Below are 23,510 nucleotides of genomic sequence, written 5' to 3'. Positions count from 1 at the left end.
GTAGGTTTCATTCCGAGGTGACAAAGCACCATGTATTCGTCCCCGCCTGAGGCGGGTCCGTCCCGGATTGGCCGGGGTTCATCCAGCGATAACCCGAATTCATGGAAAATGCGGGTCATACTCCGCACTCATGTTGAACACCTGCTTCCGCTGCCCCGCCCTTTTGCGCGCGGTTTTGATTTCGTGCCTTCCGGTTGGACTCGCTGCGCAAACCGCGGAGGAAGAGCCGGCACCCGAGGAGATCCTCAATAAATACGCGCGTTCATTGCCGGACCATTTGCTGGTCGAACCGTATCACAACGAGTTTTCCGTCAGCCTCCGTTTGCTGGGCAACGCGAAGGTGCAGTTTTCCAACCTCGGCTTGATTCGGACCGATTTTGACGAGGATGACGCCACCACCCTGAGCAACCGCGTCTACGCCGACGGTTACGTGGGATTCGACCAACGCGGGGAAACCTCCAACTCGTTCAACCTGAGCGACGGGGCCACCAACAACTGGAGCTACGCCGACGAGGGGCAGGTTACCGCCGATGGCACGGGTGTCATGTTTCACGCCTACGCGTCCTCGCCCAACGACTCCGTGGTGGAGGCGGAAAGCGGCAAGGCGGTGAATCCAGATCTCGAATACTCGCGGGTGCTGTGGCAGGGCGGGCGCTGGGCGGGGCCGCGCCGGCGGGCCTGGCAGGTGGGTTGGCTGGGCGGGTGGGGACTGAGCGACGTCAACGCCAAGTTTCGCGGCACGACCACGGCCGACCTCGTGATCACGACCGACACCTACTCCCTGCTCGGTGCCCCGGCCCCGACCATCGAGTATGACGACGACGGCGTCTCCCTCGGCTACACGTCTCCGTCCTACCAGACGGTGGAGTTGGTCGGCGAAGATGGCATCACCACGACCTACGTGGTCGAAGACTCCACGCTGCTCGGCAACCTGCCGCAGGATCGCACCGTGCAGACCATCTCCGACGGCGCGGAGATCGAGGGGTTTTGGCAGGTGCACGGCGCGTATTTCACCTTGCGCTCGGGACCGTGGATGCGGTGGGAGCCGATCAACAATATTTCGCTCAAAGTCAGCGGCGGCGGCACGTTCACGCTCATCGGTCTGTCGATGCGTTATGCGGAAACGCTGATCATCGATGCCGACACCCAAAGCGACGAGATCAGCGAGCAAAGCGACACCCAGACCGAGACCTTCGCGGGCGTCTTCGGCAGTGTCGACGCGGAGTGGATGCTGAACGATCGCACCTCGTTTTTCGCCAGCGCCTACTACGAGGACTTCGACGAGGAACTGAGTCTTGAAATCGACGGCCGCGAGGCGGCGGCGGAGATCTCCAGCGGGCTCGGCCTGCGGATCGGCATTACCACGAAGTTTTAGAATCCCCCCATTTTTCGGACCCTTATGAAACGATTTTTCCTGTCCCTGCGGTGGTCGGCCCGGTGTGCCGTCGTCGCTCTTTTAATTTCGACCGGTGCTGGCGCGGTCACGCCCAAACCCGAGGCGTTCGATCCCAATTTTAATGGCATCGTAAACGCCGTGCTGGTGCAGCCCGATGGCAAGATCATCATGGGCGGAGCCTTTACGGGTTTACACCCCGGCAACGTCGGTTCGCCCGCTCTCCGGGGGCGACTGGTGCGCTTTCACGGCGACGGTTCCATCGATACCACCTTTGCCCCCATATTTTCCGGCCCGGTCAAGGCGCTGGCTCTGGATGCGGACGGCAATCTGTTGGTGGGTGGCGGCTTTGCATACGTCCTCGACGGCGACGAGTTGATCGAGCGTCACGGCCTGGCACGTTTGAACCCGGAGGGGGTGGTGGATCGCGACTTTGCCGCCCAGTTCGACGGGGAAAATGCGGGGCGCGATGCCGTGGCCGCGATCGCGGTGCTGGCCGACGGCACCATGGTGGTCGGGGGCACGTTCCGCACGGTGCAGACGTCGGCGGACGATGCCGCGGTGGCGCGACCTTATCTGGCGCGGCTGCATGCGGACGGCTCGCTGGTGGATGACTTTCAACCGGAGCTTAACAACGAAGTGCGGGTTCTCGCGGCGAACACCGACGGCGGCTTCCTGGCCGGAGGTGCATTCACGACCGTGGGCGGCCACGCGGCCGGGCGGTTGGCGCGGTTCGATGCGGCCGGCGATTTTGATGCCACTTTTGCGGTGAGTTTTGACAATCTCGTCACCGCGCTCGCCGTCGAAGTCGACGGAGCGCTGTTGGTCGGCGGTGATTTCATCACCATGCGCGGGGCGGACGATTTGCTTGATGTTACCCAACTCTTTCTGGCCCGGGTTCGACCCGACGGCCGACGCGATCGCGATTTTCATCCGCGTCCCAGCGCCCGGGTCACGGCGCTGGCGGTGGAACATACCGGATCAATTTTGGTGGGCGGCGATTTCAACAGCTTTCTGCCGTTTGTTTCCCAGTCCCTGACCTCCGCGCCGCGTCTGGCCCGCTTGAACCGTGCCGGAGAAGTGGATACGAGTTTCGGGGCCACGCCCAGTGCGACGGTCAAGAGTATCGCGCTGCAGGAAGACGGGGCGGTGGTCGTCGGCGGCCTGTTCACCACGGTGTCGGATACGATCACGGGCACGGTGGTGACGCGATTGTTCGGCGTGCGCATGCACGAGAACGGCCGCGTCGAAGCGGCGTTTTCCCCGGGATCATCGGCGGCGTTGGTGGAGGCGCTGGAAAGGGCGGACGGATCCATCCTGCTGGCGGGATCGTTCATCAATTTCGGCGGCGCGACGCGCACCAATCTGGCGTTGATTTCGGCGGACGGCGTCCTGGATGAATCCTTTGCGCCCGAGATCAACGGCGCGGTGCAAACGATGGTGGAACAGGCCGACGGCAAGATCGTCATCGGCGGCAACTTCATCTCGCTCAACGACGAGGACTATTACTACCTGGCACGGTTGAATGCGGATGGCACGCGGGACGAGTCCTATGATCCCCAGCCCAATGGTCCGGTGAGCACGATGTTGTTGGAGGATGACGGCAGCATCACCGTCGGCGGTAGTTTTACGGGTTTCACTCCCGATTACGATGCCGACACCTCGCCCGACGACTATGAGGGGGTGGGCCAGGCCTACCTCGCGAGAATCACGGCGGCGGGATATGTGGATGAATCGTGGCAACCAATCACGGACGGCGCGATCGCGGCGATGGCGCGTCAGCCCGATGGCAAGACGCTCATTGGCGGCAGCTTTTCCGGAGTGGGCACGGAAACCTTCAGTGCACTTGCCCGGGTGCTGGTGGATGGAAAAGTGGATAAGGATTTCGGACCGCTGCCCAACGGGGTCGTGCGCTCCATCGTGGTGGAGGACAACGGAGATATTCTCATCGGCGGTGATTTCACGTTGCTCGAGCTCGACGACGAAGAAGGTGACGATGACGACGAGGACGATATCACCAACGACGATGCGGATCGGCTGCGGCTGGCCCGGCTCCATGCGGACGGCTCGCTCGATCTGGCGTTTCGACCGGCGGTTGACGATTCGGTGTTGGCGATGCAGGTCCTCGCCGACGGCGATATTCTGGTCGGCGGCGCGTTCACCCGGTTCGTCGATCTCGATACGGAGGAGGAAACCGTGGCGGCCTATCTCCTGCGACTCAACCCTGACGGCACTCGCGATGACGGCACGGTCTGGCAAACCAACGGTTCGGTGGAGTCGTTGCTCACCCTGAGGGATGGCCGTGTGCTGGTGCTCGGAACCTTTGGCGCGATTTACAGCGACGATGATCGATCGGTGCGCACCGAACCGCCGGTGGTCGTTTACGGAACGGAGTCGGGGGTGGACATCGCGTGGAACACCCGCGCTGACGTTGACCCTGATCGCTACATCGGGGCGCTGACGGTGCAACGCAGCGGCCAAATTCTGGCGGGCGGCCGGTTCGATGGTCTTGCCGGCAGCTCGTGGGAAAACGTGCTGCGATTCACGGCGCAGGGATCGATTGACGGCTCGTTCGCGTTGCGGGCGGACGGGGCGGTCCACACCTTGATCGACCGGGTGCCGAGTGGCATCTGGGACACACTGCGTTCACCGGTCGCATGGATGGCGGCGGACGGCCTCGATTTTGCCGGGGCGAACTACGCACACCTCAGCGCGCTTTCCGGACGGGTGCAGTCGGCGGCGCGCGAGAGTGATGGCTCCGTCCTGCTCGGGGGCTATTTTACAAACACCGCCAATACCTCGGGGTCCAACCTGGTGCGACTCCGCGTGGACGGAACCTTCGATCCTGATTTCCGGCCCAACCCCAACTCCACCGTGACTGAAATCGCGCTGCAGCCGGATGGTCGCATCATCATCGTGGGGTCGTTTGATGACGTGGATGGCGTGGAGGAGAATTACATCGCGCGCCTTTGGCCCGACGGTTCGGTGGACACCACGTTTAAGGCGGTGCCGCAGTCGTCGATTTCAACCGTCGCATTGCAGGAAGACGGGAAAATCCTCATCGGCGGCAGTTTCCAATACTTCGACGTCGACGACGGGGAGGAGGATGACGACGACGGCGACGAAGCCACCGATGATGACACCGCCCAGCGTTATCTTGCCCGGCTCAACACCGATGGAACATTGGACAAGAGTTTCGTGCCGGTGCTCAATGGTTATGTCGGCTCCATCCAGGTGCACCCCAGCGGGGAAATTTCGATTGGCGGCGAGTTCACCTACCTGACGATTTCCGACACCTCCACGGTGCGCAATGGACTGGCCCGGCTGACGGCGGAAGGACTGCTGGTCGAGGATTTCGATCCTTCGCCCAACGGCACGGTGTGGGACCTCGAACTGCAGGCCGACGGCAAACTTCTGGTCGCCGGCGCGTTTACCGGTTTCGACAACCTGAGCGACTTTCAGGACGACGATGATGACGGCGACGGCGACACCGATGACGACGGCAACGACATCGCCGACGAAGATTCGGATGTTTATTATCTCGCGCGGCTCAACGTCGATGGCTCGCTGGATTTGGATTTTAACCCGACGCCCAATGCGACCGTCCGGGAAATCGCGCTGCAGGCGGATGGCGCCCTGTTGGTGCGCGGTGATTTCGGCGCGTTTTTTCCCGACGCGGCGGAGTATGGCATCGCTCGCCGCGGCGTGGCGCGCGTGAACGTCGATGGCTCGGTTGATGCGCGTTTCAACCCCAATCCCGACGACGAAGTCTACATGATGATCGAGCTGGCGGATGACTCGATCCTGCTCGGCGGTGACTTCGAGTCCCTCGGTTTGGAAGCGGTGCTCTATGTGGGGGGAGCGTTCGACACCTTGAATGATTTGGCCATCCCACGGCTCGGTCGAGTGCAGTCCGACGGCAGTCCCGATGGCAACTATGCGCCGACCCCCGATGGTGACGTGCATGCGTTGGTGGGGACGCCGGACGACCGCATGATCGTGGCGGGGGCGTTCACCACCTTGTTTGGGCAAACGCGTGCGCGCATTGCCCGTTTGGAACAGGACGGTTCGCTCGATGCGGACTTTGCGCCGGTGGTCGACGGCGCGGTGCGCGCCGTCGCCATTGACCAAAATGGCGGCGTCTTGATCGGAGGCGATTTCACGACCGTCGATGGCCAGCCGCGAGCAGGGCTGGCCCGGTTGTGGAGCGATGGCTCGCTGGATCCGGACTGGACGCCGACGGTGATGGGAGCCGTGCAGTCGCTGGCGGTGCTGCCGGACGGTCGGGTGGTCGTTGCCGGGGAGCTTTCAGCCGTCAATGGCCTGGCGCGCACCCACCTGGCGGTGGTCTCCGCGACGGGGGCGTTGGACGCGGAATTTGCTCCGACAATTGACGGCGCGGTTCACGCCGTGGCGGTGCGCGCCGATGGACGCGTGACGATCGGAGGCGCCTTCGGGAGCGTGAACGGTGCGGCGAGTCCGCGGGTGGCCACGCTCGACTTGAACGGCGCGCTCTATGCGGCGGGTGAGTCCGGCACCAATGGAACCGTCTACGCCCTGGCCATCGACCGCGAAGGACGTTTGGTCGCGGGCGGCAGTTTTACCCGTTTGGGCGAAGTCTCCCGTTCTCTGCTCGGCCGCACCAGCATCGCTTCCAGTTTCGGGCAGACCCTGCTCGTGGATGAGGACGGTCGTGGATTGACGTGGGTGCAAACCGGAGCGGCGGCGACCCCGGCGGCGGTGAAGATCGCGGTTTCACTCGATGGCGAGGAATGGATCGAACGAGGTCTGGCCACCCGTAACGGAAGTTATGATACATGGCGTTGGTCAGGGGCCGCGTTGCCGGTTGGGCGCGACTACTACCTGCGGGTCCGCATGATCACGTCGGGCACGCGGTGGGCGTCCGGCTCGGTGCGCGAGTATCAACGCTTGTTCCAGGGCACGCGGTCGTCGGGCTACGGCTACGGTTCGACTTTGCCGAGTCGGTTTGGCGTCATTGACGGTGATCTCGGCGACTGGCTGCCGGGCGGCGAGGGCATTGTGGTGAGCGGAGGCCGGGTCGTCTCGGGTGATGATACCGGGGCGGGCAATCCCGGCGAGGGTGACGACGAAATCGACGTGTTGACGAGTCGACTCACCAATGTGTCGACCCGCGTGGCGCTGACGGGCGAGGACACGCTCACCGTGGGCTTTGTCGTCGAAGGCACGAGTCCAAGACAACTGTTGTTGCGTGGAATTGGTCCCGGTTTGGTGGCGTTTCTCGACGGAGGGGCGATGCGGTATCCGGAGCTGAGTCTGCATGATCACACCGGGGCGACTCTCGCGACCAACTCGGGGTGGAACGGCACGTCGGCAACCCGCAATCTGTTTGCGCAGGCAGGAGCGTTTGCCCTGCCGGGGGGCAGCGCGGATGCCGTGATCACGCCGGTTTTGGCTCCGGGAACCTACACACTCGCGCTGTCCGACCGTCGGGATGAAGGCGGGACAGTGTTGGCCGAGGTCTACGATCTCGGTTCCGTGCGGGTGACCGATCATCTCTCGAACCTGTCGACTTTGGGGCGGATCGGGGCGGGGGCCGAAGCGTTTGTGGTCGGGTTTGTGGTGGAGGGCTCCGCGCCCCAGCGCGTGCTTATTCGCGGAGCCGGACCGGCCCTGCTCGACTTGGGAGTGGCGGACGCCAGCGATGACGTGACGATCGACGTGCGCGATGTGACCGGCCAAGTCCTGGCGCGCAACGATGATTGGGCAACGCCCGTCGCTGGCGGTGCCTCGCCCGCGGCGGTGGCTGCGAGCGCCGGGGCGGTTGGGGCCTTTGCATTCGCGGAAGGCAGTGCGGATGCCGCTGTGTTGATCGACCTCGCACCGGGCGTTTACACGGTGATGCTGGGGACCAAGGACGATGCCCCGCAGCGCGGTCTCATCGAGATCTACACGGTATCACCCTAGCGAACCCGGGAAGAGCGTGGCGGTGGGGGCGGGCCCCCGTCGCCACGCCATGAGTCAGGCTTTGAACAAGTCGCCCGCGCGCAGTTCGCGACCATGGCGAACGCGGATGCGGCCGCACAACCAGAGGAAGAGTTGGGCGGTGGTGAAGGCGTCGCCGGTGGCGGTGTGACGACCGACGATGGGCAGTCCGGCGTGAGAGCAGATTTCGTCGAGCCCCGGGGGCTTCTGGTTGACGTAGCCGGTCTTGTGGAAGGCGTCCACATGGCGGCTGGTGAGCGCCGCGGTATCCAACAAAGGGTTACGCAATCGGGAGCCAAAGGCACGACGGGTGGCGGTGCCGATCATGGCGGCGTCGAACCCGATGTGATGGCCCACGATGATCTTGCCGGTGAGCGCGGCGAGCAGTTCGGTGAGCACTTCGGTCTCGGGTTGACCGAGGGCGGACTCGCCGGGCGCGATCCCGTGAATTTTGACCGCCTCGTTGTTGGGCACGTCGGTCTGGCGCACGAGCCAGTTGCGCCGACCGGCCACGTCGATGCGGCCGTCGGCGACGGGCACGAGGCCGATGCTCAGCAGCCGGTCCTTTTCGGGATCAAACCCCGTGGTCTCGGCGTCGAGCGAGACGAAAGCCAGTTCGGACCACGGACGTTTCGGGTCGACGCGACGGGGGGTTTGCTCGCGATAGGCGACCACGTGGGGCGGCCAGGCGGATTTGCGCAACCAGTCCCACATCAGCGGTTGTCCAGGCTGAAGGCCAGGCGCACGTGGGTTTGCACGAGACGCACGACGTCGAAGGCGTGGGCGAGTCGGGCCTTCTCCAGTTTGGTGAGTTTGGAGGGGTCGACGAAGCGTCCGGAATCGTGGCGAGCGATCGCAGTGGTGAGTCGCAAGGTAAGCAACACGTCGTAGGCCTCGCGGGCGACTTTGGCCAACTCGGCGAGTTTGGGCACGTTGCGGCGCAGATCCTCCCAGCGACCGCCGGTGGAGTAGCGGCGCAGCTGATTGTTCTTCAAGGCGAGCAAACGAGCGGCGTCGCGGAGCGGGGCGAGCGCCCGTCCCTTGAGGTCGAACTCGCCGGCGCGGTCGCCCTTCTTTTCCACGACGAAATTGCCCCAGAAATTGAGGGGCGGCGGGGTCTCGCACACCAGCTCGGCGAGGCGGCGTTGCAGCCACGCATTGCCGCGCACGGAGTCGATGATGGCTTGGCGGAGCGGTCGCACCAGGGCGGCGTCGCCCGCGATGTAGCGCAGGTCGTAGAGCACAATGCCGCGAAACAGTTCCTCGGGTTCGGTGCTGGTGCCGATCGTGGTGATCTCCGCCTTCCATTCGGTGGCGGTGCGACACCAGCGGGGGTTCGACGCCATCACCCCACCTTGGCAGCGGGAGAAGCCGCACTCGACCATTTTGGTGACCACGCGTTCGGCCAGATCGAGAAACACGGTGCGATGGGCGGAGTTTTGCGCGGGATCGTCGGTGTCGGCGAAGACCAACGCATTGTCCATGTCCGTGCGCAGGGTTTGTTCGCGCCGACCGTCGCTGCCCACCGACAACCACGCCCATCCCACGGCCGGCAGGGCGGTGCCGGCGGCGGTCATCTCGGCCACCGCCATTTCCAGCAGCCGCTGGATCAGCTCGTCGTAGAGTTCGGCGCAGATTTGACCGAGGAAAATGGCCGACACCCCGGCATCGAGATAACTCTCGGTGAACTCCTCGACCTCGTCGCACAGTTCACGCAGTCGGCCGACGGTGCGGGCGTGGCGAAACTCGCGCAACAATCCGGCCGGATGGTGTCCGCTTTGCGCGAGCAGGTCCTTGTTGGTGAACACGTCGAGCGCGGCGGTGTCGGTCGTGCCGTCCTCGGTCACGCACACCTGGCCAATGCGTTCGCGCAGCATGAGCAGAATCGCGGCGGTCGCGGAGGACAGTGACGACACCGTGATGACCGGGCTTGCCATCAACCCCTCGACGGGGGCGTCGCGCGGCATTTCCCCCGCCACGACCTGTTTGACCAGGGCGCTCTGGGTCACGATGCCGAGAGGACGGCGCTCATCGTCGACCACCAGGACTGAAGGCACGCGACGTTGCGCCATGATGCGGGCGGCATCCCGGATGGGGGTGTCGGGTGAACAAGTCAGCAGGCGTTCGATGGCGCGGGGTTGGATGACTTTGCCGCCGGCGAGATGCGCTTGCAGGATGTTTTTAGCGCGACCGCTGATGGCATTATCCTCAGGGCCCGGCATCGTCTCCGTCTCGCCGCCGAGCCGTGACGTCCAAAACAAATGACGGTTCACATAATGGCGCGCATCGTCGTGTTCCGCGAGGAGCCGCTGCAAGCGCTGCCAGGGCAGGCCGTAGAGCACGGTGTCCTCGACGACCTTGGCGGTGGTGCGGGCGGGTTGACTGCGCAACAACGGCGTGAGGCCGAGCAGATCGCCCTCGTCCCGCACGGCGACGAGTTCCGCCTGCCCGTCGGTGATGATGAGATATTCCACCCGACCACGCACCAGCACGTAAAGCTCGGTGCCGGGGGGGTCGCCCTGCGACCACACCTTTTCGCCCGCGACCAAAACCCGCACCTGGGCTTTGTCCGCGAGTTCATCGATGGACTCGGCTGGCAGCATGGAAAACGGCGGGAAACGCCGCAACGTGGTGGCGATGCGATCGGGAATAAGGTTGGTCTCGTCCATGCGTGGGAAGCGATCCAGACGCACTTGCGGTGACAGGGCAAGGCGTTGGGTAAACGGGTGGCTGCAGATGGCGATCGCGCCGCGCTCAACACTCTAACGACAGAGTTTCGGAGCGATTGGCTAGAGGGAGCCCGGGGCGCAAACCGGAACCGTCGCGGATACCCTCTCTTGCAGAAGTTCACAGGCTCTTGGACCGCGATGCCTGTTGCCCCCTCCCCAAGCCCACCCCCCAGCCTTTGCTGCAGTCGCCTCGCTACGGCCGATCGGTCGCACCGGGTGTGAGTGCAGTTCCAACCGTAACACCATGATGCACACAAGAAACCCAACCTTCGCTCGACGCCGAGCGCTGCTGACCACCACGGCGACAGTCGCTCTCGCGCTCACGGCGAATACGGTCACGGCTCAAACCGCGACCAACTCCGACGAGAATGCCGAGGACGTCGTCACCCTCTCGGCCTTCACCGTCGAGTCCGAGAAAGGCTCCGGCTATCGCGCCACCAACTCGATCGCCGCGACCCGCTCCAACACCCCAATCAAGGACGTTCCCCTGAACATCCAGGTCTTCACGCAGGATCTCTATGAGGATCTGCTCATCACCAACCAAACCGACTTGGAGGCCTACAACGCGTCGCTCGTCAATGGAGGGGCCGATCATCGCTCCTCCAACGCGATTCAGCAGGCCTACAACAACTTCATCTTCCGCGGCTTCATCCAAAACTGGGGCATTCGGGACGGTCTTCGCGAATACGATCCGATCGACACGCAGGGGCTCGCCCGCGTCGAGGTCATCAAGGGCCCGGCGGCGCCGCTCTACGGCCTGGCCTATCCCGGTGGCATCATGAACAACATCACCAAGCAGGTGGATTTCTCGGAGAACTTCACCGACGTGCGTCTCACCGCCGCCAGCTTTGGGGAGAACCGCGCCACCATCGACGCCAACTACTCCGGTGAAGTCGGTGGAGGCAAATTTGGCGTGCGTTTCAATGCCGCCCACACCACCTCCAAGGACGAGCGGGCGCACTCCGAGGGTTCGATCAAATACACGCAGGCGCAACTTGCCTGGCAGCCCACCCCCACCACCCAGATCGAGTTTCTCGCCGAGCGCGGCTACCGCGAAAAGCCCAACGGACTGAGCTACTTCGCCACCGGTGAGGTCGACGCGGCCGGCAACGCCTTGGGCAACCAGACCTCGATCCCGTTGCAGGAGTTCTTCCCGGAGATTTCCTACGAGTGGAACTGGTCCGACGGCGTCAACATGCGCTCGCTCGACACCAAACTCTACCGGGGCAAGGTCACCCAGGCCGTCGGTGAAAACCTCGTGCTTTCCGCCTACCTGCAATACTCCGCCCGCAAGCAAATCGATGGCGACGGCTGGGATGCCAATGGCTCCGGCGGCGCCGATTCCTGGGAAGCCGGCGGCGGTTGGCTCTTCGGAGCCGACAACCTCCCCGGCACGGCCGATGACTCCATTCAGATGGGTTACAGCTACCGCGACTGGGCCAACAACATGCACGCCTACGGTGTCACGGGGGTCTACAAACTCGATTTCGACAGCGTGCAAAACACCTTCACCTTTGGCGCCAACGTCTGGGGCGAACACTTCCGTTCCCGCTCCCACACGCAGGCCAACAGCGCGAACAAGCAGACGCGCGAATTCCCCATTCAGCAGGGCATCGCGATCAATCCGTCCTACGCGCCGCCCACCGACGTGCAACCCATCACCGATGGCAATGGTTACACGCACGAGACCAACTCCAACGACTACTACTTTGCCTCCTGGCAGATGGCGGCGCTGGACAACCGTCTCAAGATCAACGCCTCGGTTAACCGCACCAACCTGAACCTGCTCCAGTGGGCCAATGGTCAGGCCGCGGTGCCCGCCGAGACCGACCAATCCAAGACCTCCCCCATGGTCGGCGCGATGTATGACATCACCGATGAGATTTCGATCTACGCGGTGACCAGTTCCTCGCTGTTCCCCGAGACGACCAAGGATTCCTTCGGCACGCAAATGCCGCCGCAGGTAGGCAAGGGCCAGGAAATCGGCATCAAAACCGAGCTCATGGAGGGCAAGCTCTCCGGCACCGTCAGCCTCTACCAGATCAACCAGACCGGTGGGTTCCAGGTTGATGGCACCGCCGAAAATTTGAACACCTCCCGCTGGGATGCGATGACCGCGGCCGAGCGCGCCGTGGCGTTCCCCGGCCAGACCCGGGGTGACCTCCTCGGCGACAACGTCCCCGGTGCCAAACAGGAGTCGACCGGCTACGAGCTCGACCTCATCTACCAGCCCAACCGTAACTGGCAGATCCTGTTCAGCTACGCCAACAACGACCAGGAAGTGGTCGAGGCGATCAACACTGCGACCATCGGTCAGTCGACCTCCGGTCACGTCGACAGCCAGTTCTCGATCCTCACCCGCTACTCCATCCTCGACGGCACCTTCGACGGCTTGTGGATGGGGCTCGGCGTGCACCGGGCCGATGGCGCGCTGCAGGACTACAATGGTCCCGGCGGTGCCGCTCGTTTCAACCCGAGCACGCTGCGCGCCGAGGTCTTCGCCGGTTACAGCTTCAAGTTCTTCGACTACGATTCGACCCTGCAGCTCAACGTGAAAAACATCACCCGGCAGGAAGAGTTCTTCGGGTGGCAGGCCACCGGCTCCGCCGCGACGATCGCCACCAAGCGCTACGAAATCCCGACCAAAATGCGCTTCAGTCTGACTTGGGGCTTGGAGTTCTAAGTTTGGGTAAAATCAGACCCGGCCCAGCAGAGGGCCGGGACTGTAGTTTGATGACTGAGGGCGGACCAATTGGTCCGCCCTCTTTTCGTGACCGGACCGCCCTCGGCGGGCCACGATCCGGCAAAGCAAGTGTCGACCCGGTTCGCTGAATCCTGAATCGTGACTCCTTCCATGTCCCGGCCTCCGCTTTCGACTCCACGCAAACTGTGTTACGCCGCCATCGCCACGATGGGACTGCTGGCGCTGGGACTAGGCGGGCTCGAACTCGGTCTGCACGTTGGGGGAGTAGGGCACTCGCCGCATTTCACACGGGCGGCCGTCACGGCGACCGATGAACCGGTATGGCGGGAGAACCGCTGGGCGACCGCGCCTTACTTCGGCGAGCATCGCGTGCGTCGTCCCTGGCCCCTGCGACTGCCCCGCGAAAAGGCGTCCGAAACCTACCGCATCTTCGTGCTCGGCAGTTCGGCCGCCATGGGCGATCCCGAGCCGTCGTTTTCCCTCGCGCGCGTGTTGGATTCCATGCTGACCGCGGCGTATCCGGAAATTCGATTCGAGGTCGTCAATGCCGCCATCACGGCGATCAACTCCCACGTGGTCCGTGGCATCGCGGCCGACGCCGCGCGACTCGATCCCGATCTCTTCATCGTCTATGAGGGACACAACGAGGTCATCGGACCCTTTGGGCCGACCGGTGTGTTTTCCCGTTTCCAGCGCGGCCCGCTGGCCGTGAGGGCCGCCGACACCTGGCAGCGCTCGCGCACCGGCCAATGGTTGAGTGGGGTGGTGGATAAATCACCGGAGGACGACGAAAGTTGGCGCGGCATGGAAATGTTCATCGCGCAGCAGATCGCGGAATCCGACCCGCGACTCGATGCCGTGCGCGCGCATTTCGCCGCCAACCTGCGCGCGATCGGTGGCTCCGCGCGGGAGGCGGGGGCGACCGTGCTGTTCTGCACCGTGCTCACCAACCAGCGCGACTTCGCCCCGTTCATGCCGCGGCACCGATCCGACCTCACCGCCGCGGATACCGCAGCATGGGAAACGCATTATGCGCAGGCCGATGCCGCGCTCGCCACCGGTGACCTCCGCACCGCCGACCGGCTCTACCGGGCGGCCTGGGCGATAGACGACCAGCACGCCGAGCTCGCCTTCCGCCTCGGCCGCCTCGCCTTGCAACGCAGTGATCCGCGGGACGCGACCCGCTGGCTGCGGCGTGCCCTGGAGTTGGATACGCTGCGGTTTCGCGCCGATGGGGCGCTCAACGAAATCGTGCGCCAGGTGGGGAATGAATTTGCCGCGCAAGGTGGACTCGTCGACCTGGCCGCCGCGCTGGCGCGAACCTCGCCCCAGGGCATTCCCGGCGACGATCTGCTTTACGAGCACGTGCATCTCAATTTTCACGGCACCTATCTGGCGGCCCGGGAACTCTTTCCCCGCATCGGTGCCGATCTGGTTGAGCGCGGGTGGGTCTCGCGCTTTCAGGGGGCACCGTTTTCGGAGAGCGAAGCGCGGCGTCGGCTCGGCTACAACGCGCACGAACAAACCATGATCGCGCTCGAACTGGTCAGTCGGTTTGGTCGGGCTCCCTTCACCGGGCAGTCTGACAACGCGCAGCGTCTCTTCGCGTGGTCCGAACGGGCGACGCGGGGGCAGGCTCTGCTCGACCGTCCCTCGACGCTCGACGCCCTGCGCCTGGGGGCGGCGCGATCACTGCAACTCGCACCCGGCGATTGGGTCCTCCAGCGCAATACTGGTGCCATGCTGGTCGCGCGCGGGGCGGCGGCGGAGGCGTTGCCGATGCTCGAAGCCGCGGCAGCGTGGATCGACGATGATGTGGATACGCTGATGGCGCTCGGACTGGCTCAGGAAGCGACGGGCGACACCGCCGCCGCGACTGCCACGTTTGCCAAAGTGCGCGCCCTTGAGCCCAATTACCCCGGATTGTCGGAGCCATTGTAGACGAAGCATCGCGCGCCAGCCCGCTCCTACCAAGCCACACCGTGCATGCGTTGAACCCGCGCGGAACCCTGGGTAGGAGCGCGCTCGCGCGCGATGAACACGCCCACTCAGCCGTAGACGTCACCGCGGGCGGGGCCCACTTTTCCCTGCTTCACTCCGCCGACACGTAGTGAAGTTCCACGAACAGGATGATCGGGGCACCGCGGGGAATTTCGGCCGGCCAGTTGCCGTTGGCAAACGATAGGTCGGGGGGCAGGTAAAGCAGGGCTTTGCCGGCGGGACGCATGAGCGTGATGCCCTCGCGTAGTCCCGGCAGCACATCGGACAACTTTACTTTCAACCGCGTGGCTTGAAATGTTTGGAGCGATTCGCCGGTCGGCAGGCGTCCGGCGTAGCTGATCAGGACGGTGGCATCGGTCGCAGGCGCGTCGCCGTGACCTGGTTCGGTCAGTCGGTAGTGCAGACCGGAGTCGGTGCGTTGCACGTTTTCCTCGGCCCGTAGTTTGGCGAAGTAAAGGCCCAGCGGATCGTCGCCGGTGCCGGTTTCGCCGAGGATGGCCTGAACCTTGGTATTGATCTCCTCGCGCAACCGTTCGGCGGCATCATTGAACGGCACGGGTCGGCCTTCGTAACAGGAGCGCAACCCGGCGGCGAAGGCGTTGAATTGGGCATCGTTCCAATCGAGGTCCGGGATACGGTTGCTGGCGGCGACGTAGGAGCCGAGCGCCGCGTAGGCGTTGAGCGGACCGGTGGGCACGGTCGGGGCGGGGGCAGCTGGCGGTGCCGCGACGGGGTGCGGTTTATCAACCGGTTTCGGGCGCAGTAGCACACCGATGTTGATGACCACGGAAATGACCGCGATGGCAGCGACAAGGTAGAGGGGTTTCATGAAAAGATAGCGGAGCCTAAGCGGCTTTTTTTAACCAAAAAACACGAAAGCCGTCCGTCGGTCTGAGCTCTTTCGTGTGGTTCGTGTATTTCGTGGTTACCATCATCCGAGCATCAGGGGATGCGGACTTTTAGAATGCGGGGTGGTTCGGTGGGCCAAGGCAAGGTGTTGGAGGTGCCGTTGGGCCAACGAAAGATGATCTCGCGTGGCGGAGTTTCGGCATCGTAGCTCAGGAACGCCGTGGCGGTGGACTGGCTGCGATGGCCGCCGCCGGCCGCGACTTCGCTCATGGTCCGGTGATCATCGGCGTAGACGACCGTGATGCGCGTGCCCACGCCGGTGGGGTTGGCGGGCGGACCGAGGAGTTGGACGCCCATGCCTTGCCGATAACCGGCGTTGATCGCCATGGTGCTGTCGTTGTTGCGGGTGACATAGAGTTGCGGCCGACCAAAACGGTGGAGGTCGATCAAGGCGAGGCCCTTGGCGTCGTGCGGGATGGTGGGTTGATTCTGTTCTTCGACAGTGAATCCACCTTGGCCGTCACCGTGGAGAATGAAGCCCAGGCCGCCGTCAAAGCGTCCGGTTTCCGGGCGAACGTTGTAGAGGTTTTGCCCTCCGGCGAGATCGGTGAAGGTGTCGCCGTTGAAGTCGGCGGTGACGAGTCCGTAGGTCGGCGCAATCTGCGCGAAGCGTGGCAAGGCTCGGAACTCGTGCGTGCCGTCGGCCTGGCTCAAAAACACCCCGCTGCGCAGCTCCGTGGCGGTGAAGCGCGTGGCGGCCGCCAAGGTGGCTGCGTCGAGCATATCGGTGAGCGGGGTGACGGCGTAATCGTCGTGATGGCGGAACTGTCGTTTGAGAGCTGGAATCTGCGCGCCCAGCACGGTGAGCGAACGACGGGGGTAGAGTTGTCCGCCTTCCGACACGGTTTCGATCAGCAGGTCGGTGCCGTCGGGGGCGAAGGGGCCATGCAGCATGGTGACGGGAGCGACGTAGGGCGTGTTGAGACCGAGATTGCCGACGGCGTAGTCCATGCGGCCGTCGCCGTTGAAATCGGCGGCGGCGAGCGAGTTCCACCAACCCGCACCGGCGGCGCTGAATCCGGCGGCGTCGGATTGATCGGTGAAACCTTGGCCGGCGTCGTTGTGGAGATACACCACCGTGCCCCAATCGCGGGCGAGCAACAGGTCGAGCCAGCCGTCGTCGTCGACATCGGTGGCGAGCGCGGAAGTCACGAGTCCGATGCCGGCGAGCATGGGAGCGTGGGTGGCAGTGGCGTTGATGAAGCGACCCGCCCGATGGAGCAGCAGCGCACTGTCGGCCGGTTGCGGATAGCGTCCGGGAATCTGGCGGGCGCCGAGAAACACATCCATGTGGCCATCGCGATCGAAGTCGGCCGCCACGGCCGCGCCGACACTGAGCGGCAAGGACGGGAGCAGATCGGCCGACGCACGATCGAAGCCGCCGAGACCATCGTTGAGAAACGCGTGCGGTTGGTAGGCCGGGTCGCCGGCGGGTCGGGCGGTGCCGGTTTGGGGCAGCAGCAAGTCGAGATGACCGTCGCCGTTGATTTCGACGAGCAGGGGCTGGGCGTCGGCGGTGGCGGTGGTGCCGCTGAACAGCGTGAAGTTGGACGGCGCCCATTCGCGGGGCGCAATGGAGCTGCGCACTTCGCCCGGGTGTCCGACCGTGCCCCCGACGATCACGTCGTCGATGCCGTCGCCATTGATGTCGCCGACGGCCACGCCGGGTCCGAAGCGGTCGACGCGGAAAGGCAGTTCGGTCGCTTGTGGGAAAGGCGCGGTGTTGTCTTCGACGGAGGTGACCTGGAGGCCGAAGTCGGGGGCGGAGTCGTGGAAGAGCGTGGGGCCGTCCGCGTAACTCATGGTCATGCTGTGGCGGGTTTGTTGCGTGATCGTGAAGTGCTGATCGACCGGCAGATTGGTATAAACGTCCGGGTCGCCCTGGCCCCACTTGATGGTGAGAGAGTCGATCGTCGTCGCGTCGCCGAGACCGAAGTGTAGCAGCGGCTGCTGCGAGGAGAGGTAACCGCGCTGCGTGATCAGGGTGCGGGTCTGTGAGCCGACGGATGTCCTGATCGTGACCGTGGCGCCGATGCCCTGCGCGTTGGCGCTGCCCATACCCGGACTATATGTTCCGGTGTCGAGCAGGGTCGCCACCGCATTGGCCGATGACTGCCGCAGTTTTCCCCCTCGCAGGCTGATGGTGACACGATGGCCGGTCGCGCTGTCGTTGCGCAGCACGGTGGCCGGGGCGTCGTAGTTGGAGAACACCAGATCGAGGTCGCCGTCGCCGTCGAAGTCGGCGGTGACCGCCCCGAAGGACACGCCGAGGTGATTAAGTCCCCATTCTTTGGATACGTCGGCGAAGGCGAGATCGCCGAGGTTGCGGAAGGCGAGGTTGGCTTCCGCGAGCGGGGGCGTGGCGCGCATGATGCGGGTGCGCTGGCTCATGCTTTCCGAGCGCTGCATACGGGAGGTGATGTCGGTGTTGTGCAGTTCCCGCACCATGCCGTTGGTGAAGAAGGCGTCGGTGTGGCCGTCGTTGTCGAAGTCTTCCAGACGCACGGTCCACGTCCAGTCCGAGGCGGCCAATCCGGTGAGGTGGGCGACCTCATGCATGCGACCGTCGTGGCGGTTGAGGTAGACGGCGTTGCGCATGAGTTGGGGCGCCACGCCGGGGTGATGGTTCATCGCCGGCATGTTGGCGCGAATGCTGGCCATGCCGCGTTGCGATTTTTCGCGGGAGGTGGCGGCCATGTCGGCGATGACAAGGTCCATGCGGCCGTCGTTGTCGAGGTCGCCGAAGTCAGCGCCCATGGACGAGTGCGGGGTGTGGGGGACGACGTAGGACAGGGTGTTTTCAAGGCGCCGTCCGAAGCGCGGTGGCAGGCCGTCGGCCAGGCGTTGGCGTCGCTCCGCTCGCGAGGCGTCCCTGCGGCGTTTGAGTTCAGCGGGGTCGGGTCGGCCGGCGTTGAGGAAGTAGTCGTTGTGGTAGAGGGTGTCGGGATCCTTGAAGTCGTTGGCGACGTAGAGATCGAGGTAGCCGTCGCCGTCGTAGTCCCACCACGTGGCGGAGTGGCCCTGGGTGTCGCCGCTCACGCCGATCTCGGCGGTGATGTCGGTGAAGTGACCGGTGCCGTCGTTGGCGAAGAAGAAGTCGGGTTCGCCGTTGGGGCGGGCTTCGCCGTTGAGCAGATTGGTCTGCAGGTAGGCGTCGAGGTCGCCGTCATTGTCCATGTCGGCGAAATGGATTTGCGAGGAGGCGGTGGTAACGGCGAGCCCGCGGGCGGCGGCTTCCTCGGTGAAGTGGCCGGTGCCGTCGTTGAGGTAGAGGAGGTTGGGGGCGTTCCACCGGCAGACGTGGAGATCGAGGTCGCCGTCGTTGTCGATGTCGGCGAAGGCGGCGCCCTGTTGCCAGTATTCGGGTTCGGTGGGACCGGCCACTCCGGCGGTGGCGGTGATGTCCTCGAAGCGGAAGTCACCGAGGTTGCGGTAAAGGCGGTTGGGGCCGCACTTATTGACGATGAACAAGTCGGGTCGGCCGTCACCATCGACGTCTCCGGCGGCGAGACCCGTGCCGATGGCGCCGATCGAAAACTCGCGGTAGTGCCGACTCCACATGAGTGGATCGTCGTAAGCGTTGGGCGCGTCGATGCCAGTCTCAGCCGGGGAGAGCGGGGTGAACATCGGACCGTGCGCGTCGGGTGCGCGCGAGCGGGGAGCCAACGGGGTGGCGGCGAACTCGGCGGGCGATTGCGCGGTCGCGATGGCGGCGAACAGCACGCTCCAAAGGGGGCAGGCGCGATGGGGAAACATGGTCGGGAAAACCTAAAACGAAAGAGTCGGGGTAAACGGGGAGAGGGGCAGTTGTCGTTTGACGGTAGCGCGCAGGGTGGGCGTTCTTCGATGGTCTATGCGCACGGCATCCTGGCGAATCAGATTAGCGGCGGTTCTGGTCGGCGCAGGGTTGGTGATGGGCGGGGTGATGTGGTATCGTCAGGCGACGGGGTGGCGGGCGGCGGTGCCCGTTGTGCAACCGGTGATGCCGGAGGCATTGGCGGTGCGGGTGGAAGCGGCGATCGGCGAAATCTGGGCGGGAGGTGAAGGCGCGAAACGAGCGGCGGGGGAACTGGCGCGACTGTATCACGCCAACGGTTTTACTGACGAGGCGGAAACGGTGTATGCGGTGTTGTGCGAGCGTGATGCCACGGACCCGCGTTGGGCGTATGGTTGGAGTGAGTTGCTTGGCACGGCGGGGCGGTTGGCGGAGAGTGAGCCGCTCCTGCGGCACGTGGTGACCGTGGCACCGGAGTATGGTTTGGCGCGGCGGAAGCTCGCCGACGTGTTGCTCAAACAAGGCAAGGGAACGCAGGCCAAGGCGGTGTATGAATCGGTGTTGGCGGAGGCTCCGGGTGATGCGTTCGCGTTGCTGGGATTGGCGCGCATCGCGGTGGAAGAGCAACGGTGGCTGGACGCGCGGCGACATCTGGAGGACGTGGTCGGCCGACATCCGATGTTTGCGGGCGGATTGAGTTTGTTGGCGACGGTCGACGACGTGTTGGGTGAAACCAAGCGGGCGGCCGAGATGCGTCGGCGGGCGGAGGCGGCCGGCCGGTTTCGGGCGGAGCGTGATCTCTGGGCGGAGGAGTTGTTGGCGTATTGTTTCACGTCGTATGGTCTGCGGGTGGCGGCGGCGGCCACGGATGATGCGGCATGGTCCCGCGAACTGCTGGAGCGGGCCGCGGAACTCGAACCGGACGTGGCGGCAAACTGGCAGCAGTGGGGGCGGGTTTTGCAGGAGGCGAAAGATTGGGACGGGGCAGAACGCGCGTATGTGCAGGGACTGGTCGCGGCGCCGAATGACGCCCAGATTTATCAGGATTGGGTTCGTCTGGCGCGGGAACAGCGTGATCTGGCCATGGTTTTTCGCGTGGTGGAGGCAGGGCTGGCCCAGTGTCCCGATGATGCGGGCTTAAACTATGAATGGGGGCGGGCACTGGTGCAGCAGGAGCGATTGACGGAGGCGGTCGGGCCGTTGGAGCGAGCGGTGGCGCTCGATCCCTATAACCAAACGGCGGCGCTGGAACTGGTCGCGGTGTGGTTTCGCTTGGGCGAGCCGGAGCGGGCGGAGACGGAGCTGCTGGCCGCGTTGGAACGGGATCCGGACTTCGCGCCTCTGCTGGAGTTTTTGGTGCGGTTCCACGTGCGAGGCGGCCGACGAGCGGAGGCGGCGGTGGCACTGGAGCGCTTGGCCGCGGCGCCCAATTCCACCGATGCGTTGCGCAACGCCCGCCAGGAATTCACGGCTCGGTTTGGTGAGCGTCGCTGACAGGCGGTTTCGTTTTTTTGTCCACGCATGAACCCAGATAAACACGGATCAGATCTCCCAGATGTTATGCTGAACCGGTGTCGATCCGCGTCCGTTCGAAATGGAAAGACTACGGCGAATCAAGCGGTCAGGGCGAAAGGATGGTGGGAGCTGCGGACCTTGGTTTTAATGGTGGTCCCATCCTTCCAAAAGCCGGGGACATAGGTGGCCGACGGGGCCTCGGGCGGTCCGCGATGAAAGGTGCGCACCAGCACGGAAAGTTGCTCCATGGCCCGCATGCCCACAAGACGGTGATTCTGGACAATGCCCGCGACATCCGGGCGGTTTACGGGAACATCGAGCGAAGCGAACGCGATGTCCTCGCCGACCCGCAAACTGGTGCAAGGAATGGTCCACGAGCCCTCCTGGGCGTTGTGCGGTTCGCCCAGAAACTCCTTCCAGTTGGTGATCAGGACGTCCACGGCGTTGGCCTTGACCCACGCCTCTACCTTGGCGCCGATTTCAGGGAGGGACGTGCGTTCGAAATGCAACGGCGGCACGCACTCGCTCTCCGGCATCTCGGCCTGTTCGACGATCACGCCGGTGGCGAAATTGTCGTCGAGCCGCGATTCGTCGTCGCGGGCCGTGGCGAGACCGATGCGGCGGTAACCCAGAGCGCGCAGTCGACGCACGGCGAGGCGGGCCGCCTGACATTGATCATTGGTGACGACGTCAATGTGCGGGCAGAGGTGGTGGGATTCGATTTTGACGGCGGCGAGTTCGTTCAGGTCGAGTTCGAGCGCCTGGGTTTGCAGGGTAAACGTCGACAGCAGCACGCCGGTGATGCCGCGGGAATGGATGATGGTGTTCAGCCGTTTGGGGGAGAGGTCCTGCTCGCCGACCTGAAACACTTCGATCGAGTGATGGTGCGCCTCGGCGGCGGCGCGGGCTCCGGCGTAGACCAGCGGGTGAAAGGCCTGGCCGAAAAAGTAGGGGGAGGTGTTGGCATCGACCACGAATGCGATGGTGGTGCCGTCCTTGGTGGCGCGTTTGTTGAGGCGGTGGAAATTAAACGCATCCAGGAGGGGGTTGCGCACATAGCCGATCTCGGCGCTGGCGGCCAAAACGCGTTTGCGCGTGGCCAGCGGGATACTGGGGTGCGAGCGCAGGGCGAGCGAGACGGTGGTGGGGTGCACGCCGATGCGGGCGGCGATGTCGGCCATCGTCGGACGGTCGCGCTTCCGCTTGCGCGCGGCGGGTTGGCCGGCGGCCTTAGTTGCCCCCGGGCGCGGAGTTGCCTTCTTGCCATTCACTGCGGACATAGGTTTGGGGAGAGAATTCAGGGATGCCGCGTTCGCCGATGCGGATTTGCGTGGCGAGTTGCGAGACGGCTTTGACGCCGATCATGTAGTTGTTGGGACGCACCCCGGTAAGGTGCGTATTGTCATCGCGAATACAGAGGCAGGCGCAGGCGATGTCGCGGGGCACGCGCAGACCGGCCTCGTGGAGCAGCTCATCGATGTGGCTGTGGTGGGAAATGACGGCGTCGAGCTGGTGGTGTTTCACCCAACTCCGTAAGAGTGACACGGCTTGTTCGCGCGTGGGGTTGAAGGGAAACAACAGCGGCGGAATATTATGCTCGTCACCGGGCATCATCTCCCCGCGTTCGATGAGGTAACCGGCGGAGAAGCGGTGCTGGGTCGACTCCTCGTCGGCGCGACCCACGGCGAGGCCGATGCGGCGATAACCGCGCCGGGCCAGTTGCCGGTAGGTGGTGCGAATGTCCTGCCGGTGATCGTTGGCCACGATGACGGCTTCGGGCGACATGTGCATCGAGTCGATCTTCACAATGGCGTAGTCGTCCCAGTTCAACGACAGCGTATCGTAACCGGGTTCGAAACTGGCGATGAGGATGCCGGAAATATTGTGACTGCGCAGGTAGCGTTCGAGCGAGCGGGAGTCGTGGCGATCCTGGGCGACGATGATGGTTTCGAGCTCGTAGCCGAGGACGCCGGCCTGATGCCGGGCCCCGTCATAGAACGACCGTAGATGCGGGTGGAACGAAGTCGCATCGTTGAAGGTGCGATTGGCCACAAATGCGATGCGCGGGGTCGCGGCGGCGGTCGAACCGTTGACGTGAAACTGGGTGAGCGCGGAAAAGACCGCGTTCTTCTGATAGCCGAGATTTTCGGCGATGGTGCGGATACGAGCGCGCGTTCTTTCGGGAATGCTCCCGTGGTCGCGCAAGGCCAGCGAGACGGTGGTGAAATGGACGCCGGCTTCGCGGGCAACGTCCTTGATCGTCACCCGTTTGGCGTGCGCTTGGGTAAGGGGCATGAGTGGGAACGGATTGGGGCGGGGAGGGGTAAGACTCGATGGGGTTTCGAAAGTCGAGCCGAGTAGTTAGAGTGAGTGCCGGGTCACGCCAACTGTTGCGATCATTCATACGTTAGAGTAAATAACCGCAAAATAGCTCATTCGATAGTATGAATATCTCATGAAAATTAGAAAAAGTGGCTATTTACACGCATTAATAGCCACACAATTGCAATTAAGAGTGTT

The 23,510-nt window shown here is 64.1% G+C and carries 11 protein-coding genes; 5 read left to right on the top strand and 6 right to left on the bottom strand.

What is annotated here, in order from left to right:
- The first annotated feature begins 130 nt into the window (after positions 1–130).
- Positions 131–1,375, top strand: a complete 1,245-nt coding sequence (locus PXH66_RS15980; protein WP_330932073.1) for a hypothetical protein — start codon at positions 131–133, stop codon at positions 1,373–1,375.
- 24 nt (positions 1,376–1,399) lie between these two features.
- The gene (locus PXH66_RS15975; protein WP_330930543.1) at positions 1,400–7,339 is read left to right on the top strand and encodes a delta-60 repeat domain-containing protein; all 5,940 of its coding nucleotides are present in this window, start codon (positions 1,400–1,402) and stop codon (positions 7,337–7,339) included.
- A 54-nt stretch (positions 7,340–7,393) separates the two neighbouring features.
- Here PXH66_RS15975 and PXH66_RS15970 read toward each other — a convergent pair whose 3' ends face one another.
- Together PXH66_RS15970 and PXH66_RS15965 are read right to left on the bottom strand one after the other, a co-directional pair.
- On the bottom strand, positions 7,394–8,059 hold the full coding sequence (locus PXH66_RS15970; protein WP_330932072.1) for a 3'-5' exonuclease: 666 nt from the start codon (positions 8,057–8,059) through the stop codon (positions 7,394–7,396).
- A gap of 11 nt (positions 8,060–8,070) precedes the next feature.
- On the bottom strand, positions 8,071–10,026 hold the full coding sequence (locus PXH66_RS15965) for a DUF294 nucleotidyltransferase-like domain-containing protein (RefSeq protein ID WP_330930541.1): 1,956 nt from the start codon (positions 10,024–10,026) through the stop codon (positions 8,071–8,073).
- A gap of 304 nt (positions 10,027–10,330) precedes the next feature.
- Between PXH66_RS15965 and PXH66_RS15960 the strand changes: the two genes are divergently transcribed.
- Positions 10,331–12,769 (top strand): TonB-dependent siderophore receptor, encoded by a 2,439-nt coding sequence (locus PXH66_RS15960; RefSeq protein WP_330930539.1) that lies wholly within the window; start codon positions 10,331–10,333, stop codon positions 12,767–12,769.
- 171 nt (positions 12,770–12,940) lie between these two features.
- Complete coding sequence (locus PXH66_RS15955; RefSeq protein WP_330930538.1) at positions 12,941–14,731, top strand: hypothetical protein; 1,791 nt, start codon at positions 12,941–12,943, stop codon at positions 14,729–14,731.
- A 151-nt stretch (positions 14,732–14,882) separates the two neighbouring features.
- Here the strand turns inward: PXH66_RS15955 and PXH66_RS15950 are convergent, their stop codons facing one another.
- Positions 14,883–15,620 (bottom strand): FKBP-type peptidyl-prolyl cis-trans isomerase, encoded by a 738-nt coding sequence (locus PXH66_RS15950; RefSeq protein WP_330930537.1) that lies wholly within the window; start codon positions 15,618–15,620, stop codon positions 14,883–14,885.
- Between the two features lie 113 nt (positions 15,621–15,733).
- Complete coding sequence (locus tag PXH66_RS15945) at positions 15,734–19,456, bottom strand: FG-GAP-like repeat-containing protein (protein WP_330930536.1); 3,723 nt, start codon at positions 19,454–19,456, stop codon at positions 15,734–15,736.
- A gap of 97 nt (positions 19,457–19,553) precedes the next feature.
- Here PXH66_RS15945 and PXH66_RS15940 point away from each other — a divergent pair, with 97 nt between their 5' ends.
- Complete coding sequence (locus PXH66_RS15940; RefSeq protein WP_330930535.1) at positions 19,554–20,969, top strand: tetratricopeptide repeat protein; 1,416 nt, start codon at positions 19,554–19,556, stop codon at positions 20,967–20,969.
- A 119-nt stretch (positions 20,970–21,088) separates the two neighbouring features.
- On the opposite strand, the gene PXH66_RS15935 is transcribed toward PXH66_RS15940, so the two are convergent.
- Positions 21,089–22,270: a LacI family DNA-binding transcriptional regulator gene (locus PXH66_RS15935; RefSeq protein ID WP_330930534.1), complete on the bottom strand. Its 1,182-nt coding sequence runs from the start codon at positions 22,268–22,270 to the stop codon at positions 21,089–21,091.
- Positions 22,221–23,285, bottom strand: coding sequence for a LacI family DNA-binding transcriptional regulator (locus PXH66_RS15930; RefSeq protein WP_330930533.1), 1,065 nt, complete (start codon positions 23,283–23,285; stop codon positions 22,221–22,223). Before PXH66_RS15930 ends, PXH66_RS15935 begins: the two co-directional genes overlap by 50 nt.
- Positions 23,286–23,510: the final 225 nt, after the last annotated feature.

This window comes from Synoicihabitans lomoniglobus, from assembly GCF_029023725.1.
Classification (GTDB): domain Bacteria; phylum Verrucomicrobiota; class Verrucomicrobiia; order Opitutales; family Opitutaceae; genus Actomonas; species Actomonas lomonigloba.
The sequence above is the reverse complement of the archived record's forward strand: the minus strand, read 5'-3'. Positions and strand labels throughout refer to the sequence as shown.

Bases quoted from the DNA above. Each gene is read 5' to 3' on its own strand.
- PXH66_RS15980 (WP_330932073.1), top strand. From the start codon at position 131: ATGTTGAACACCTGCTTCCGCTGCCCCGCCCTTTTGCGCGCGGTTTTG.
- PXH66_RS15975 (WP_330930543.1), top strand. From the start codon at position 1,400: ATGAAACGATTTTTCCTGTCCCTGCGGTGGTCGGCCCGGTGTGCCGTC.
- PXH66_RS15965 (WP_330930541.1), bottom strand. From the start codon at position 10,026: ATGGACGAGACCAACCTTATTCCCGATCGCATCGCCACCACGTTGCGG.
- PXH66_RS15960 (WP_330930539.1), top strand. From the start codon at position 10,331: ATGATGCACACAAGAAACCCAACCTTCGCTCGACGCCGAGCGCTGCTG.
- PXH66_RS15955 (WP_330930538.1), top strand. From the start codon at position 12,941: ATGTCCCGGCCTCCGCTTTCGACTCCACGCAAACTGTGTTACGCCGCC.
- PXH66_RS15950 (WP_330930537.1), bottom strand. From the start codon at position 15,620: ATGAAACCCCTCTACCTTGTCGCTGCCATCGCGGTCATTTCCGTGGTC.
- PXH66_RS15945 (WP_330930536.1), bottom strand. From the start codon at position 19,456: ATGTTTCCCCATCGCGCCTGCCCCCTTTGGAGCGTGCTGTTCGCCGCC.
- PXH66_RS15940 (WP_330930535.1), top strand. From the start codon at position 19,554: ATGCGCACGGCATCCTGGCGAATCAGATTAGCGGCGGTTCTGGTCGGC.
- PXH66_RS15935 (WP_330930534.1), bottom strand. From the start codon at position 22,270: ATGTCCGCAGTGAATGGCAAGAAGGCAACTCCGCGCCCGGGGGCAACT.
- PXH66_RS15930 (WP_330930533.1), bottom strand. From the start codon at position 23,285: ATGCCCCTTACCCAAGCGCACGCCAAACGGGTGACGATCAAGGACGTT.